We start from the raw sequence: 15,724 nt of genomic DNA, 5'->3' as shown, positions 1-15,724 counted from the left end.
CCTCTTGAATACTTGATTTTATAAGGCTTTTCTGCTTTAGAGTGCCGCGTAAAAAAACTTTTGCACAACCCCTTGACACTTTTTGTATTATGTTTGTAGTATATAAATGTGGAGCGAGAGAGAAAGAGCTGAAAAGCTTATCCCGAAAGCAATACAAACTCTGAACCTTGAAAACTGAATAAGTAAAAGGCCATGTCATTAAAAATTGGACAACGGCGGTTCGTACTACAACATTGAGGATAGCCCCCTTGGGTCATCTTCCACCGAGTCAACCGCCGAGAAGTCCAAAAACCAGAAGACAAACTGCTGATTTCATGGGGCTGTAGCTCAGTTGGTAGAGCATCTGTCTGTCGAACAGAAGGTCGCGGGATCGAGACCCGTCAGCCTCGTTCAGCAGTGATTCTGGGAAGCAAATTTACAGTCCCGTAGGCGAATTCGTTTAAGCCGTCACCCTCTCAAGGTGAAGATTGCGAGTGCAAATCTCGTCGGGACTTCAAATGGCTGAGTAGCCAAGTGGTTGAAGGCGTCAGTCTGCAAAACTGATTTTTCTCGTGGGTTCAAATCCCACCTCAGCCTTTGGAGACGCTACGCGAACAAATCCCACCTCAGCCTCTGGCGTCGCACCGTAGCTTAATTGGTAAAGCGCCGGCCTCATAAGCCGGGTAATGCGGGTATGCGCTAACGCGCACGCTATGCGAACAAGTCCCGCCGGTGCTACCAAATGTAGGGATGGTGTAACTGGCAACATCACGGTCTCCAAAACCGTAGATCTGAGTTCAAATCTCAGTCCCTTCGCCAATCATAGTGCTGTAGGCAAATGGATTAAGCCGCTTGACTTTCGATCAGGTGATTTGCGGGTATGCGCTAAAGCGCACGCTATGCGAACAAGTCCCGTCAGCACTACCAAATTTTCTGGGTCGGCTCCCTATTGGCGCAGGTAAAGGTCTGTAAAACCGGAGCTATCAGCACTGCTGGTTCAAATCCAGCCCGACCCTTTGCGGGATAACAATTCTTTCTCCCGCGTTCAAACATGGAGAGGTGGCCGAGTGGCTTAAGGCGCTTTCCTGCTAAGAAAGAGCGGTTTAACGACCGTCGAGGGTTCAAATCCCTCTCTCTCCGCTTTTCCCCCGGTAGCTCAGTTGGTAGTAGCGCCTGTTTGAAGAACAGGAGGTCGTCGGATCGAAACCGACCTGGGGGGCCGGCATTGCCTCATAGCTCAATGGCAGAGCAAGCGGCTGTTAACCGCAAGGTTGTAGGTTCAAGTCCTACTGAGGCAGCCTTTCATTGATTGCCGGGTAGACGAATTGGTAAAGTCCTCTGCCTCTGAAGCAGAAGTCATGCAGGTTCGTTAGCGAAGCGGTGCGAAGCACTTCCCTGCCCCGGCATCCACTCATTGCCCTGTGGTGTAATTCGGCAGCATATCTGACTTTGACTCAGACGATCCAGGTTCGATCCCTGGCGGGGCAGCCAAAACGCACTCCTGTGGCGGAATTGGCAGACGCGGCAGATTTAAAATCTGTTTTATTTGTTGTGGGTATGCCTTTGGCACGCTACGCGAACGACTCCCACCAAAAGTATCAACGGGATGTAATTCAGTGGCCCGAAGCCATGCTTTGGGAGCATGGAGTCGTTGGTTCAAATCCAACCATCCCGACTTTGCCCCTGTGATGTAATTGGAAAACATCACTCGCTCAGACCGAGTGTTTTTGCAGGTTCGATGCCTGTCAGGGGTATTAGGTGTTAAACCTAAATATGTGAAGCGTGGCGACCTCGCTACTCAAGTCGGAATAAGTCAACTCCCTTTAATTTTCGGGTGAGCTAATTTATTCTCAATAACCTGAGTAACTATTTGTAGGTACTTCTGAGCCTTATCTATCTTTAAGTAGATAACGCTTGAAGTATCAATAACACATAGATCTATACCCTTTTCTAAGCAAGCTTGAAATTTTATTTGATCGTTGTTTTGAATTTGGGATAGTTTGTCTTTTCCATAAATAGGAGCATAATGGAAAATTCCATTTAACTCTATGGCTAGGTTGATTGATGGAATATAAATGTCTAACTCAGTGTTAACAGCATCTTTACGATTGTAATGTATTTCTAACGCTGGATAGATTATAGATAGCTGAGATTCTAGCCAAATCTCTAGTTTTGATCTGCGATTACCTTTGGTTTTATTTCGATTTGAGTAGCTAGCAGAGCAAGATCGAGAACAGAAATTATTTTTTGTTTGTTTGATTTGGATTTCTTCTTTGATAAATGTAGTACCACAATATGCACAAACAACCTGCTTTCTTTTGCTTTGAGCTAGCCAATGACATTCTTTTGAACAGAACTGCCTCCAGCCTTTTTTTACATCTTGGTTGTACTTACTAACAAAGCGCATAAATTTTTGGTTGCAGTAATTGCATACTACTTCTACTTGTTGATTCATAATTATGAGAGATGGCAATAAAATGATTATCACATAATTTTCAATTTTCAAATCCTGTTGGAAGTATTGGGTGATATTGCGGGGATAAAGCAAGAGTGGCTTGCTAGGTTCATACCCTGGAAATCAGTGAGTGCAACTCTCACCCCCGTCACCAAAGTCAGTGCTGGTGTAGCTCAACCGGCAGAGCAACTGATTTGTAATCAGTCGGTTGCAGGTTCAACTCCTGTCACCAGCTTCAGAATGCGGATAGGCTCTAGACAAACGCTCTAGTTATCCGTTTTCCACAATGCAGGTGTGATGTAGCGGCTAGCATCTGAGTCTGCCAGTCTCAGCGCATGGGTATCTCCTTTGGAGACGCTACGCGAACGAGTCCCATCACTCGCTTTTGTAGTCCTGTAACTCAGTTGGGAGAGTGCCTCTGTTACAAAGAGGATGTCACAGGTTCAAACCCTGTCAGGACTACCATTTATTACCCCTATAGCTCAGTGCACAGAGCAGCGCCCTTCTAAGGCGAGTGTCCCAGGTTGGAATCCTGGTGGGGGTGCTTGATACAGTTCAAAAAGGAGGTTGTCTTCTTCTGCTATTAATTACACGGGATGGAGCGATTGCACATTGCAGCGTGACCCAATCTTCAGAGCTTACATACTTTAGTACGAGAGGAAAAGTAACGCTGTTCTAATACAGTGGGCGTTTGCGAACGAGGAGTGCAAAGAACCCGATAGGTAGGCTTAGAAGTAGCCATCCTTTAAAGAGTGTGTAGTAACTCATCGGCGGAGTCCCTTTAGTAACTGAGAAAACGCAAAATGCTCTAATAACTTGCACGCTATCTTTCGGATGTGCAATCGCACATTATTCTCGGTTGTTTTTAAAAGTTGCTTGACTGACTAATCGTTTTCATGGGTACTTGGTGTAACGGTAACACCCGACTCTTGCAAAGTCGAGATAGGGGTTCGACTCCCCTAGTTTCCATTGTTGTGGAGAATATAAGGTTTACGCAATTTTAGTTTCTCCACTAACAAAATGGTGTCTGAAGTCAAAGCGGTCGAGACGCTGGTTTGTGAAGCCAGTAAAAGCGGGTTCGATTCCCGTCAGACACCCTTAAGGAAGGTGCCGCCGAATGGCCGGCAAGCGGTCTTGAAAACCGTGGTACGGCTGATAACCGTAGGAGTTCGATTCTTCCATCTTCCTCCAAGTCTGCACTCTAGAAGGATGCTGCTAAATAGTCGGTAATTTGTCTTGAAAACTAAGGTATTTCCTAACGATTTCTTTTTATTTCTTACCCACCAGAGGCCGAAAAGTGAGGCACCGTGCTGATAACGCGGCAACAGGAGGGGCAGTACCTCTCTGGTGGATTTCCCTCTGTCAATGGAGATGACGCTGGTGCTACGAACACCGGCTGTGATGGTTCGATTCCATCCAGAGGGGCTTTTGTTGCCGGCGGGACGCAGAATTGTTCCTTTGCCTACAAAGGATTCCTCTAGCTTTCGTTGGCATCAATTTAATGGGTGGTTGGCAGAGCGGTTAGTGCAACCGGCTTTTAACCGGTACTAGATAGGTTCAACTCCTATACCACCTACTCGATTCACCGGCAGCCGAAAAGTGAGGCGTAGCATCCCACTCTCGCGCTAGAGGATGCCGGTTGGGGCAAAGTTCACAATCATGTTGCCTCAGTTAAAGATGTGTAGTCTTTGAACTACATCGCTTTTGAGGCTCTAAAAACTTTTTTTCCCAATCTATTGACAACCTTGTAGTATAAATGTAGCATAAAAACGTGACGAACAAAAAAGAGGCAAAAACTTCGACATTTAGTTCGACATCTAAACCTTGAAAATCAAATAACAAATCGGAATTTAATCGTTGTAACTCAGAAAATCTCGTAACAGAGATTACAGTGTTATGTTGTTACTTTACACCAGATTGAGCAGTCGGGACGAGACTCATTCAGAGTCAAAATTTAGACTGCATCAACCTAATCTCAGTCAATGTGTTACGGATCTAACCCAAGAAAATTTTACTGTCTCTAATCAGAGTAAATGTGGGGATGAAATCCGGAGCATTCAGCAAGTCTATCATTTAGAGCGGCGGTTTCTGCTGTAGAATTTCTCAGCATTTTGAATATTTTAATTGCTGGCAAGTTCATTAAACTGAGCGTACTCGTTCCAAGATAGGCAGTTCAGTTGAAATCCATTGAATTACTTAAAAATCAGTGTTTAAGGAGGTGCCGGCATGGTTCACATTCGTTTTGAAGGGCGTTCTTATGATGTTACCGAAAGTCAGCTAGGCGTGGCTGCCGGCATGAATGACAGCGCCATTAAAGAACGCCTCGCCCAGCATTTTGATGTCAGCCGCAATCGCTTTGATTCTTACGTTCTGGATCGGCGTCCCAGCGGTGACTTAATTGTACGTCCAGAAGCTGTTTACGGCTAAATCAATTTTAGATTTTAGATAGATAATTTATCTTAAATCTAAAATATCAAAAGATTTCTTTCCCGTACCCTAACAGGTAAAGCTTACATACATCTGGTTTCGTAGCCAGAGGTTGTAGGTTCGACTCCTATCATCCCCTCTTTTTGGGGATGTAGCTCAACGGATAGAGCGCATATATGTTAAAAGCTTTAGCAACTTGTGCGAGAGAGAAATCAGGTAGTTGAAAGTTCACTTCGCGCCCTAACTAAGGAAGCTTACATACTAGCTCAGTGGTAGAGCATTTCCCTCTTAAGGAAACTGTCACGGGTTCAACTCCCGTATATGTCACCAAGGCTTTCTTAACTTGCGCGAAGTGACTTTCTCTCCTACAAAAATTGAGGTTTTTTGAAATTTTTGTAAGTTTTTTCAGATTTTAAAATTTCCACTTCGCGCCCTAACCGGCAAAGCTTACATACTCGCCCAAATGGATAAGGCACTTGATTTTAATTCAAGCTCTTGCAGGTATCTCCTTTCCTGCGGAACGCTGCGCGAACGGAGACGCTTACGCGAACAAATCCTGCGTCTGAACAAACAGCTTTATCAACTTGCGCGAAGTGATATTTTATTCAAGTTTCATGCTCCTTTTCAGCCAGATGAATTTTCACTCTGCGCCCCAACCGGCAAAGCTTACATACTAACTAGCCGAATTGGTACAGGCGCTTGACTGATAATCAAGTCCCGCAAGGGATGTGGGTTCAATTCCCACGTTTTTAGCAAAGGCTTTGTGAACTTGCGTGGAGTGATTTTTTTATTTTAATCAAAAGGCTGTTTTGGGGAATGTCTGAGTGCCGGCATGATTTTATAATGCCGTAGATACGTTCTGTGGAGGGTCATTATGTCTAATAAAAATGTTGAAATTTTAGAACAATTAAAAACCCTAACCATGCTGGAGACGGCTGAACTGGTTAAGCGTATTGAAGAAACCTTTAACGTAGATGCTTCTTCGCCTAAGCTAATCATTCCAGTTTTACCAGATCAGCTTAATTTGACGACAGACGAAACTCTAGAAAAAACTGAGTTTACTGTGGTTTTGCAAGAAGTGCCGGCAGATAGAAAGATTGCGATTCTCAAGGCAGTTCGGGAAATACTCAGCTTGGATTTGAAGGGCGCAAAAAATTTTGTAGACTCGGCTCCGCAAGTCGTCAAGTTTGGGATTAATCTTCAGGATGCTGAAGGAATGAAGCAAAAGCTAGAAGATGCCGGCGCGAAAGTTTCCATGTACTAACAATAAACTGCACTCGGTAAATTCTATCTGCCTAATTCAAAAGGTCATTAATCGTGGTTATCGCCGCGTCCCGACAGAGAGAGCTTACATACCCTACCAAAACACAAAAAGGTGCGTACAAGGGTTGTACGCTGCAAGCCGGAACCTATAGCCGGCATAAAAAAGCTCCCTCAACTTGCGCGGCGATGTCCTCATCTTGAAGTTTACAAATGGCAAGTGAGGCAAGTACCTAAAAATGAGTAATAACACTTTAGTGTTTCAAACATTTAGTGAGATAGAAAGTCTAATTCGGAACTTCGAGAACTGTACGCTTCCTCGATGCGAATGGACACATCATGCACATTTAATTGTTGCGTTGTGGTATCTCACTCGTTATCCAGAACAAAAGGCAATAAATCGCATTCGTGAGAACATCCAGCAACTTAATCGAGCTAATGGAGTTCAAACCACAAAAGACAGTGGTTATCACGAAACAATCACCCTTTTTTGGATACGAATGGTGAGCCGGCATCTCTTAAGTGAAGGTGAAAACCACACATTTGTAAATCTGGCTAAGAGTCTAATTCACAATTGTGGGAATCCCTCTCTGCCGCTTGAATATTACACCCGTGAGCGGCTGATGTCCTGGAAAGCTCGGATCACCTGGGTTGAACCAGATTTGAAATCTCTGTAATGAGATAAAAGTTTTTGTAGTAATTTAGGTAGCTGTCGCTGCGCCCCAACCGAGAAAGCTTACATACCTTGTAATGGTAAAACATAAAGCTTTCTAAACTTGCGCGGCGTCTTGTAAAGATGCAATCCATATAATCTTTACGACGTGCGACATCTATCTCCTCAATACTCTTCATTTAAAGGAGGTAGTTTCGATGAATAAGGATGAGCGCGATCTGCGTTTAGAAATGCTGAATAGTTTGCTAACTACACCTCACCGGCAGCTAGAAAAGGTTGCAGAAATTCACAAATTAATTGTTGAACTTGACCCGCTTTTTTACGGTCATTTAGCAGTTTGGTATCAGCGAAACGGTGATGTGCGTGATCACAAGGAAGTCTTTATTGGCAACTTGCTCACTTCTCCAGTGATTGAACACCGGGATGCCGGCTTTGTGATGCTGCAAGAGTTCCCACCTTACCAGGTGTCTCGGATTGTGGACTTTATGAAGCAGCACCAAAACAAGCTGCCGCGTTCCGCACGCACAGCTGTAACACGCTATTTGAAGACGCGGGAAAAGAACCCGCAGTTCTTCGATCGCGCTGCTGCACGGGGACGCAAGGCAATGAAGCACCTGTATGCCGGCTTGCACATCAAACCTGGTGCGCGTGCGGATGCGGTGCTGTTTAAGGAAAAGCCACCGGAAGACAGCCTTGCTTTTATGCTAAAGCAGCTTGCCAAGGCAGAGTCGCCGGCAGAACAGGCGGCGATTATTGTCGAGCACAATATCCCTTACACCGTGGCAGTGGGCGCTGTAAAGCAGTTGACACCGGCTGTACTGGTGGCGCTGATTAATTCGATGTCGCCGCAGGAAATCATCAACAACCTCAAGTCTCTACAGACTCGTGGTGCGATGGATCACCCGGATGTGAAGGCGCTGATCGATGAGAAGCTTGACAAGGCAGCAAAGAGCGATCGCGTGTCTGCATTCAAGGCGCGGGTTGCGGCTGATGTTGCCGAGTTGGATGAAGCGACGGCTGCAAAGCTAGAACGAGTCACCAATGAGCAGGTGAAGAAGCGGGGGGCGATCGCAAAGGCAACGGCGCTGTTAATTGACAAGTCGGGTTCGATGGAAAATGCGATTGAAGTGGGTAAGCGTCTCGCTTCGCTGATTTCCGGCATTTCCCAAGCGGATTTGTTTGTCTACGCCTTTGACACGATGCCTTACCCAGTGAAGGCTGAAGGTCAGGATCTGACGGATTGGGAGAAGGCGTTTAAGCTGATTCGTGCCGGCGGCGGTACGAGTTGCGGTTGCGCGGTGGAGGCGATGCGGATCAAGAAGCAGGCGGTTGAGCAAATTATTCTGGTGACAGATGAAGGTGAAAACGCTGCGCCTTACTTCGTGGATGCTTACACAACTTATTGCCGTGACTTGGCAGTGATGCCAAATGTTGTTCTCATTAAGGTGGGATACGCGAGTAATTATGTGGAGAATCAGTTGAAGGCAAAGCAGGTGCCGGTGGAAACCTTTACCTTTGCCGGCGACTATTACTCGTTGCCAAATTTGGTGCCGTTGCTGTCTCGTCCATCACGTTTAGAATTGCTGATGGAAATTATGGAGACATCGCTGCCGGTGCGGGATGATAAATAACTGTTGTAGGGTGTGCAAAACACACCCTACTTAAATACGATAGGAGGCTAGGAAGGCAATGAAACTCTACCGGCCTGTTGGTTTAAGAGAACTTGAACTCATTGCTAAAGCTGACTTTAAGGCATTTCCACCTCGACTGCCCGAACAGCCTATTTTTTATCCTGTTCTCAATTTTGAGTAGGCTAAGCAGATTGCACGGGATTGGAATACCAAAAGCAATCGTTTTGCCGGCTTTGTTACAAGGTTTGAGGTTGAAAATGAGTATGTGAAAAAGTTTGAGGCTCATGTGGTTGGCAGCCGGATTCATCAAGAATTGTGGGTGCCGGCTGAAGAACTGGCAGAATTCAACCGCCATATCATTGGCAAAATCCACATTGAAGCAGCTTACTCCGGTGAGAATTTCAAAGAGGAGATAGATCCAAAAACCAACCTGCCAACAATCCTCAAAACATTCTTGTAGCCTGAGCCTAATTTGCCTAAAGCAATCCACCCGTCGGCACTTTATCAAATTTTTTGGGAAATTAGATCTAGCTAATTGTTTGCCAAAATTTCACCGTTCCATTATTATCAGGTAAAAACTGATGAAATTATCTGAAGCTTTAATTTTAAGAGCTGATTGCCAAAAGCGGATTGAACAACTGCGGCAACGACTGATCCGAAGTGCCCAAGTGCAAGAGGGAGATCAACCGCCAGAAAATCCGCAAGCATTAATTGCAGAATTAGAGGCGACAGTGAATGAACTCGCAGATTTGATTAAGAGAATCAACAAAACCAATTCTCTGACAAATTTGCAAGAAGGGACAATTTCAGATGCGTTAGCTGCTAGAGATACACTTTTACTAAAGCGAAGCGTGTATGATTCTTTAGTGAATGCAGCCGCTGTTAATCAAAGCCGGTATAGTCAAGCTGAAATCAAGTCCTTCAGTACCGTCAATATTGCGGAACTGCAAAGCTACATGGATCGGCTTGCTAGAGATTATCGGGAGTTAGATACTAGAATCCAAGAAGCAAACTGGAATACTGAATTATTAGATTGAGCAAGTCGGTAGCCAATACAGCAGAAGCGAGTGCAATCCGCCAACTGGATTAAGTTGGAATTGTGGCCTGAACAGCTACCTTACCGGCATGATGGGCCATGCCACAAACTAACAAGTTAAGCCCAGTATTGTTACAAACGTACAGGGCATTGTTAAAGTTACTACCGCGTACTGATCTGTTGCAATTGGTGAGGGTGGGTTAGGGGATGCTCAATTTAATAGATGCTTGACGCCGGCAGCTAAAAATATTGGATTCTTGAGGGGTTGCCGGTTCAGGCATTTACACAACAAAAAGACTGGAGTCAGAGCAAACTCCAGTCTGATGAAACGCCAACCCGGCGTTGTAAACCCTTTACTATTCGTGAGGCAGAAGAACTTTTATATGATTTTGCTGCGCCCGAACTTAAATAGATGCTAGTAGTTATCTAACTAGCACAAAGGCTAGTTACTTCGGGAAATAAGTGTAAGTTCCACCATCACAAACTTGAACTGCGGACTGGATCAATTCTCCCTCACCAACTGTGCCGTCTTCTGTACCACGAAGACGACCTTTGAAGTCATATTTGCAGTCTTCGCGTCCATCGTCAATGGTTATCTCAGCGGATTCTCCAGGAAGCAGGACGTCCACCCCTAAGATATCTTCTTCCCAATCATCTGAAGAGGGAGGCGCGGCATAAAATGCTTCGAGAACACGCTCGGTTCCGTTAGTAAGGGTAAAGGTAACAGCTTCAGTTTCAGCTAAAACACTTTGGATGCTCAATGCAACGAGTGGTAGTGCTAGGAGGGCAGATGCTGTAATGGAGCGGAAAGATTTATGAATCATTGTTTTATTCTCTTGTCTCAACTGATGCTCCCGGTACATCCATATCAGAACATAATTTTTTGCTTTCAGAATCCGTGTATTCACGGAGGTTATTACAGCTAATGAAAAGATTGTTAATTCATTTTTTCAGGAAAAAAATGTTATCAAATTAAATAAGTACATTTCGACACTCGGCACTTACAGGCATTTATAAAAACCGCTTTTATTAAATAAATATACTGAAACGCCTCCTAATTATAACCTGGCTTTTCGCAAGTTTAGCAAAACATATCCTGTTAGATTTTATTACAGTGATATTTAGACAATTTCGAGGCGCAGCCATGCCTAAAAAGAATTTAGTGAAAGAAGTTCACATGACTGCTGCAACTGAATAACTATTCGGTATAAGTGTAGGAGCCTAATTCGCAAAGATTCAGTTTATAGTCTTCTGTTCTCGACCCATCCGCCCAAACGCCCAAGATGTCATAAACGCAAGTGGTTTTACCATCACCAATCATTACCATCCCGGATTCTCCTGCTTTGATATTCTGGCCTTGAAGAAGGTTAGAACCCCAGTTCTCTTGGTCGGAAGGCTCCACGTAAAACTCTACGAGCGTTCCGGAAGTTTCGTTTTTTAGTGTAAAGTTCAGATCCTCTGCTTGGGCGGATGGGACGATCAATGAAACAATAGGTAACGAGAACACTGTAGCTACGATAACGCGACGAAAATAGCGGTGAAACATGGTGGAACGTTCCTGCGAGAATTAGGGAGTTATAAACTTATATTATTAAAGCAGCAAATTTTTATGGGTTAAATAAAATGCAGATTTTCTTAAGTTAACCTTTCTTCAAGGCAATAAGCCGTTTCGCTCAAGATTAAAAAACCCCTTAATCATGCCTTGTAAATAATAAAAAATCGCCATGACCAGGCGGTTATTGGCTTTTTTTAAATTGTGGAGATAAGGTCATAAACGATATGCAAACTGCCGGCAAAGTCGCAGCGGGTGCGCCGGCGCTTTGCAGAACAGCAGAGAATTTGGCCATTCTCAACCGGCTCCTCCCTGGCGATGTGGCAGTGTTCTCTGGCAGCTATAATCGCGTTGAGGATATTTTGAGTTGCCTTAAAGTGCCGGCATTGAGGCAAACACGCTCAACTTCGCGCAGTTACAGAGTGCGGCAACCTCAACGGAGTTAGTCGCCCAACGGTGTGTGCGTGCAGTTTCGCGCCGGCATACTAAAGTCAGCGCATTAAATGCCGGCTCCAAAGATAGCCAGTCAACTTATAATGTAGTACGATATAATACGAATACCTGCGTACCTTAATTGGCAGAGCTTACATACTTAGTACGAGAGGAAGAGTAACGACACCATAGTTGTCGGGCGTGAAGCGAGGAAGGCACAAAGAACCCGGTAGGTTGGCTTAAAAGTAGCTATCCTTTAATGAGTGTGTAATAACAAGCCGGTGGAGTTCCTTCTGAGTGAAGAAACCGCATTGATCTGGTAACTTTTACGCAGGTTATTTACTAACCGATTGAAGCTGTTTCATTTTCCGAAAAGAGAAGTCGTTGTATGGGTGAGTTTTGAGAAAAAATTGTCTTTCCTAGCAATCAATTATCAACTAAGCTCGACCTTACACCAGCACTGTTATGGCTCTGATAGTGATAAATGGGTTTGATGCTTTTCTCTCACAGTTGCGAAAGTTTTAGGAGGATTAGTCTGTGCGTCTAGACGTAGTACGTGCCCACTTTGAGGCAGAAGCATTTGATTATGATGGCCTAATTCCCCGGCTAATTCCGCACTATCACGAGCAACATGGGTTGATGCTAGAGCTAATTCCGTTCGAGCGCGAGGCTAGCTTGAAGGTGCTTGATTTAGGAGCCGGCACTGGTGTTTTATCCTTCCTAATTCTTCAGGCATTTCCGAATGCAACAGTCGTGGCATTTGACATGGCTGATAACATGATCGCAGCTTGCAAAAAAAACCTTTCAGCGTATCAAGAACGGGTAAAATTGCATCAGGGAAACTTTGCGGAAGATGATGTAGGTTCTGAGTACGATTTGGTAATATCGGGGTTAGCCATACACCACCTCGACGAGCCGGAAAAACAAAAGCTGTACCAGGATCTTTTTCATGCAGTAAATCCCGGCGGCTTGCTGCTGATTCGAGATACCGTTACAGGTGCGACTCCCCAGCTAACGCAGCAGTATGAGCGATTGTGGCGTCAGTATATGAAAGCGAATGGGGAAGATGATGAAAAGTGGTTTCAGAATTACCTTAAAGAAGATAGACCATCTTCAGTTGAAGATCAACTTCAGTGGTTGAAGTCAGCGGGTTTTGAAGAGGTCGGTTGTCATTGGCGTTATCTCAATTTTGCAATTTTTGGAGGAAGAAAGCAATGAATTTTAAAATAGAATTGATCTAATAAAATTTAGATGTTGTTAATTTTTTAGAGTAAAATAAGATCATGATAAACGAATCTCGCGCCATTAAAATTAGCAAATTTTTGAGTTACCACCTACGACATCGGCCTGATAAAATTGGTCTTGAACTTGCGCCGGGTGGCTGGGTATCGGTGGATGAACTGTTAGCTGCATCTAAAAAACATTCGTTTGATATTGAGCGTGATGAACTGGATGAAGTCGTTGCTTCTAATGATAAAAAACGATTTTCATTCAACTCCACCGGCACCCAGATTCGCGCCAACCAAGGGCACAGCCTAGAGGTTGATTTACAGCTAGAGGAAGCTGTTCCGCCAAAGGTGTTATATCACGGAACAGGACAGGGTGCAGTTGAGTCAATTCTGCAAATGGGTTTGAGCAAAATGTCGCGGCACCACGTTCATTTATCGGTCAATATGGCAACTGCCATAAAAGTTGGCAAACGTCACGGACGGCCCGTTGTATTTGCGGTGAATGCTGCCGCCATGCATCAGGCCGGTTATAAGTTTTACTGTTCTAATAATGGAGTTTGGCTGGTGGATCATGTTCCTTCCAAATACTTGAAAATAACGTGAAGGAAAAAAATAGAAACGCCTAGTTAAAAATCAAGAAGAAGCGATTTTTCATCTTTAACTGAAGATTTGCCAGTCATTATCGAATATACAGGATTTATGGCATCAGGAAACTTTGGAAATGAGGACGCATCCGGATATAACCACCCTCAAAGCAGAGGCTTATTAGGAGCCGGCTGGCGACCGCTAAATCGAGATATTGACTGGGGATTTTTGTGGCATATTGTGTCTACAGACACATGGGAACTTAGCCGAAAAGCCTTGGATATTGCCAGTGATATTGCGGATGCTTTGGGACGCAATGAGTTTACTTGGTGGGCCAATATTTTAAACGTTTTTTCTGAGCATACGCGCTACGAACTTGATGAGTTTTGGAATTATATTACTCCAGAACCACCAGCGCCAGATTATCGATTTAAAGACGTTTTAAATATTGAAACGCCGGTCGCTCAACTTGTCAGCCGCACCAGTATTCCCATTGATTATGTGCTGAATAAGCTACAGGAAATTACCATTCTCAAAATCTTGGAGTTATTGGGAAAACCGGATATTATTACTCAATATTATTTGGAGCGGTATTTTTACTATCCTGTTGAACGCTTTGTTAATTGGGAACGTCTGGAAACAATTGGCACCGTTTTTGCTTATTGGTCTCAATACGGGGTTTGGCTGCAAATTGACAGATTCGATAGAGGCCGCAAACAGTACACACTGATCGCTCAAAATTTAGCCCCGCTAATTAACAAAGCAACTTATAATTTAGCGGTCATTCTCAGTGGTTACAAAAGCCGTGTGGGACAAGTTCACAGCCAATTTCCTATTCGGACTTTTCCGGCAGACATTCAAAGCTTTACCGACGCTGTGCAGCAGGCAATTCTTGACCAAAATCAGCTAGCTGTACTGGTTTATGGAGATCCTGGCACAGGTAAAACTGCCTGGACACAAGCGGTGGCAAAAGAAATCCTTGTACCTCTAGGATATGTCATTTTTATTCTAGACCACGACGCCGTGGAAAACTTTGTTCCCCCCAGTTACTTAGAGCGGATTTGTATCATTATTAACGAAGCTGATAATTTAGCTCAAAATCGAGCCAGCTTAGCCGCTCAAGGTAATACTAAAACTGAACATATCCTCAGTTTGCTGGATGGAACTTTGTATCAAAGCGTGATTGAAGAATCGGGAATTCAATCACAGCAAAAACTGGTAATCTTGATGACTTGCAATACCACAGAAAGGCTCGATCCTGCCGTTTTACGCAAAGGAAGAGTTGATTTGATGTATGAATTTCATCACCGATTTGTAGAATAGCTCGTTTTACCGGCTCTTTGACTTTTGCCGTGAGACAAAGGCAAAACCGGCAATTGCACGGGTGTTCCAGTTGGTTAAAATTGATAGGATTGTTAGGGTGAGTTTAGCCAGCTGATAAGGTTGAGCGCAAAACCCACCCTAACTTGCTGCTTGTTGAGTTTAGCAACGATGGCTGTCCTTGCTGAATGCACTGAGAAACAGGTGGCGGCAGCCGAACCGATTTTCACCCCCCTACATTAAATTATTATTTTTTTTTCCTTTACCGGCTTAGATCGATTTACCATTTTAATACTCCCTTTCCCAACCTTCCTGCTATAGCCTGAGAATTTAGGAAAGCGAGCAATTCCGCAACCCATCGAAATAGAAAGGGTTTATTGAGGGTTTTGTATGAATAAAGATTTTTCTAACAGACGCTTAGATAGATTTGGAGTTATCCCTTATTCATTTTTAGAGGACTTTCGGAGTAAAGATGCTAGCACCCGGCGTTATTTATTAAATTCCATGACTTTGTTTGCCAGTATTTCCCCTGAGCAACAACATCAAATCTTAAATGATTTAATTCAATCGGAATTAATGAATCTAGCTGAGCAATCTAAAAAATATTTACATCAAAATGTTAAAGTTGTCTTAAAAAGGATGTTTATTGAAAAACCTTTATCAGAAAAAGAAATCGCGGAATATTATTATAAATATTATACAATCACTGGCGTAATTCCTGAAGAAGTGACTAATGAATATTTGAATATTTTAGTTAATTTTATTTTAGGGGTTGAAATGTCAAAGTTATTATTTCTTATGAGTTTTGTTGAACAGCAAAGATTTTTTGAATTACAAGAAAATTATTCCACTCAAGTTGTATTATTCTATCGTTATATTAAGCCAATACGCTCTAAATTAATCAAAGAAAAAATTGTTAATAGAGATATTATTGGGAATTATTATTATAACCGCCCTTGGGTTAATGAACATGAGTTAATCGATTATATTTTTGATTTATTCGATTTGGACAAAATTGTATATCTTGGTAACTGTGCAAAAGTTTTTACTTTTGAAAAGGAATACATTTATAAAGCGCCTGATTTTGAATAAATTTTATAAAGGTTAAGAAAATGAAATAGGGTTAACTTTAAAAATAGGTCGCA

General features: G+C 43.5%; 15 protein-coding genes and 21 tRNA genes. 33 read left to right on the top strand and 3 right to left on the bottom strand.

The features are described from left to right. Positions 1-316: 316 nt before the first annotated feature. The 13 genes from H6F73_RS09655 to H6F73_RS09595 all read left to right on the top strand — a co-directional run bounded on the left by H6F73_RS09655 (position 317) and on the right by H6F73_RS09595 (position 1,733). Positions 317-389: transfer RNA gene (locus H6F73_RS09655), tRNA-Asp, on the top strand. 30 nt (positions 390-419) lie between these two features. Then, positions 420-494: transfer RNA gene (locus tag H6F73_RS09650), tRNA-Glu, on the top strand. A gap of 5 nt (positions 495-499) precedes the next feature. Next, positions 500-576, top strand: a tRNA-Cys gene (locus H6F73_RS09645). A 43-nt stretch (positions 577-619) separates the two neighbouring features. Continuing rightward, positions 620-720 (top strand) — tRNA-Ile (locus H6F73_RS09640). Positions 721-723: 3 nt separating this feature from the next. Continuing rightward, positions 724-798, top strand: a tRNA-Trp gene (locus H6F73_RS09635). A 5-nt stretch (positions 799-803) separates the two neighbouring features. Further along, positions 804-906, top strand: a tRNA-Glu gene (locus H6F73_RS09630). A gap of 126 nt (positions 907-1,032) precedes the next feature. Further along, a tRNA-Ser gene (locus H6F73_RS09625) sits at positions 1,033-1,119 on the top strand. Positions 1,120-1,124: 5 nt separating this feature from the next. Next, positions 1,125-1,198 (top strand) — tRNA-Phe (locus H6F73_RS09620). 7 nt (positions 1,199-1,205) lie between these two features. Beyond that, a tRNA-Asn gene (locus H6F73_RS09615) sits at positions 1,206-1,277 on the top strand. Positions 1,278-1,289: 12 nt separating this feature from the next. After that, positions 1,290-1,389: transfer RNA gene (locus tag H6F73_RS09610), tRNA-Gln, on the top strand. A gap of 5 nt (positions 1,390-1,394) precedes the next feature. Continuing rightward, positions 1,395-1,470: transfer RNA gene (locus tag H6F73_RS09605), tRNA-Gln, on the top strand. 111 nt (positions 1,471-1,581) lie between these two features. After that, a tRNA-Pro gene (locus H6F73_RS09600) sits at positions 1,582-1,654 on the top strand. 4 nt (positions 1,655-1,658) lie between these two features. After that, a tRNA-Leu gene (locus H6F73_RS09595) sits at positions 1,659-1,733 on the top strand. Positions 1,734-1,792: 59 nt separating this feature from the next. Here H6F73_RS09595 and H6F73_RS09590 read toward each other — a convergent pair. Further along, a complete protein-coding gene (locus H6F73_RS09590) occupies positions 1,793-2,434 on the bottom strand; it encodes a hypothetical protein (RefSeq protein ID WP_190758573.1) in 642 nt (213 codons plus the stop codon). Positions 2,435-2,512: 78 nt separating this feature from the next. On the opposite strand from H6F73_RS09590, the gene H6F73_RS09585 reads away from it, so the two are divergent. The 15 genes from H6F73_RS09585 (at position 2,513) to H6F73_RS09515 (ending at position 9,462) form a co-directional block, all read left to right on the top strand. After that, positions 2,513-2,588: transfer RNA gene (locus tag H6F73_RS09585), tRNA-Met, on the top strand. An 8-nt stretch (positions 2,589-2,596) separates the two neighbouring features. Beyond that, a tRNA-Thr gene (locus H6F73_RS09580) sits at positions 2,597-2,669 on the top strand. A gap of 154 nt (positions 2,670-2,823) precedes the next feature. Continuing rightward, positions 2,824-2,899 (top strand) — tRNA-Val (locus H6F73_RS09575). Between the two features lie 6 nt (positions 2,900-2,905). After that, positions 2,906-2,978 (top strand) — tRNA-Arg (locus tag H6F73_RS09570). Between the two features lie 354 nt (positions 2,979-3,332). Then, positions 3,333-3,403, top strand: a tRNA-Ala gene (locus H6F73_RS09565). Positions 3,404-3,457: 54 nt separating this feature from the next. Beyond that, positions 3,458-3,531, top strand: a tRNA-His gene (locus tag H6F73_RS09560). Positions 3,532-3,741: 210 nt separating this feature from the next. Continuing rightward, positions 3,742-3,915: a hypothetical protein gene (locus H6F73_RS09555; protein WP_190758572.1), complete on the top strand. Its 174-nt coding sequence runs from the start codon at positions 3,742-3,744 to the stop codon at positions 3,913-3,915. Positions 3,916-3,937: 22 nt separating this feature from the next. Next, positions 3,938-4,010: transfer RNA gene (locus tag H6F73_RS09550), tRNA-Lys, on the top strand. Positions 4,011-4,660: 650 nt separating this feature from the next. Then, positions 4,661-4,861: a hypothetical protein gene (locus H6F73_RS09545; protein WP_190758571.1), complete on the top strand. Its 201-nt coding sequence runs from the start codon at positions 4,661-4,663 to the stop codon at positions 4,859-4,861. Between the two features lie 676 nt (positions 4,862-5,537). After that, positions 5,538-5,613 (top strand) — tRNA-Ile (locus H6F73_RS09540). Positions 5,614-5,735: 122 nt separating this feature from the next. Then, complete coding sequence (rplL, locus tag H6F73_RS09535; RefSeq protein WP_190758570.1) at positions 5,736-6,125, top strand: 50S ribosomal protein L7/L12; 390 nt, start codon at positions 5,736-5,738, stop codon at positions 6,123-6,125. Between the two features lie 235 nt (positions 6,126-6,360). Further along, the gene (locus H6F73_RS09530) at positions 6,361-6,798 is read left to right on the top strand and encodes a hypothetical protein (protein ID WP_190758569.1); all 438 of its coding nucleotides are present in this window, start codon (positions 6,361-6,363) and stop codon (positions 6,796-6,798) included. Between the two features lie 193 nt (positions 6,799-6,991). Continuing rightward, the gene (locus H6F73_RS09525) at positions 6,992-8,425 is read left to right on the top strand and encodes a vWA domain-containing protein (protein WP_190758568.1); all 1,434 of its coding nucleotides are present in this window, start codon (positions 6,992-6,994) and stop codon (positions 8,423-8,425) included. Between the two features lie 265 nt (positions 8,426-8,690). Further along, positions 8,691-8,885, top strand: coding sequence for a hypothetical protein (locus H6F73_RS25950; RefSeq protein ID WP_199330491.1), 195 nt, complete (start codon positions 8,691-8,693; stop codon positions 8,883-8,885). Positions 8,886-9,006: 121 nt separating this feature from the next. After that, the gene (locus H6F73_RS09515; protein WP_190758567.1) at positions 9,007-9,462 is read left to right on the top strand and encodes a DIP1984 family protein; all 456 of its coding nucleotides are present in this window, start codon (positions 9,007-9,009) and stop codon (positions 9,460-9,462) included. A 445-nt stretch (positions 9,463-9,907) separates the two neighbouring features. Here H6F73_RS09515 and H6F73_RS09510 read toward each other — a convergent pair whose 3' ends face one another. Together H6F73_RS09510 and H6F73_RS26480 are read right to left on the bottom strand one after the other, a co-directional pair. Continuing rightward, positions 9,908-10,222: a hypothetical protein gene (locus H6F73_RS09510; RefSeq protein WP_190758566.1), complete on the bottom strand. Its 315-nt coding sequence runs from the start codon at positions 10,220-10,222 to the stop codon at positions 9,908-9,910. Positions 10,223-10,659: 437 nt separating this feature from the next. Beyond that, positions 10,660-10,863: a hypothetical protein gene (locus tag H6F73_RS26480; protein ID WP_242072404.1), complete on the bottom strand. Its 204-nt coding sequence runs from the start codon at positions 10,861-10,863 to the stop codon at positions 10,660-10,662. 377 nt (positions 10,864-11,240) lie between these two features. On the opposite strand from H6F73_RS26480, the gene H6F73_RS09500 reads away from it, so the two are divergent. The 5 genes from H6F73_RS09500 (at position 11,241) to H6F73_RS09480 (ending at position 15,671) form a co-directional block, all read left to right on the top strand. Next, complete coding sequence (locus H6F73_RS09500) at positions 11,241-11,459, top strand: hypothetical protein (protein WP_190758564.1); 219 nt, start codon at positions 11,241-11,243, stop codon at positions 11,457-11,459. Positions 11,460-11,982: 523 nt separating this feature from the next. Continuing rightward, entirely contained in the window at positions 11,983-12,663 is a 681-nt protein-coding gene (locus H6F73_RS09495; protein ID WP_190758563.1) for a methyltransferase domain-containing protein, read from the top strand. Between the two features lie 65 nt (positions 12,664-12,728). After that, positions 12,729-13,277 (top strand): RNA 2'-phosphotransferase, encoded by a 549-nt coding sequence (locus tag H6F73_RS09490; protein ID WP_199330490.1) that lies wholly within the window; start codon positions 12,729-12,731, stop codon positions 13,275-13,277. Positions 13,278-13,373: 96 nt separating this feature from the next. Then, positions 13,374-14,582 carry an ATP-binding protein gene (locus H6F73_RS09485; protein ID WP_190759590.1) on the top strand — a complete coding sequence of 403 codons (1,209 nt, stop codon included), beginning with the start codon at positions 13,374-13,376 and terminating at the stop codon, positions 14,580-14,582. Positions 14,583-14,969: 387 nt separating this feature from the next. Next, positions 14,970-15,671, top strand: coding sequence for a hypothetical protein (locus H6F73_RS09480; RefSeq protein ID WP_242072403.1), 702 nt, complete (start codon positions 14,970-14,972; stop codon positions 15,669-15,671). The last annotated feature ends 53 nt before the right edge of the window (positions 15,672-15,724 follow it).

It is taken from the genome of Microcoleus sp. FACHB-68 (genome assembly GCF_014695715.1).
Classification (GTDB): Bacteria; Cyanobacteriota; Cyanobacteriia; order Cyanobacteriales; family Oscillatoriaceae; genus FACHB-68.
Note: the sequence above shows the minus strand (reverse complement) of the source record. Positions and strands in the feature narration are given on the sequence as shown.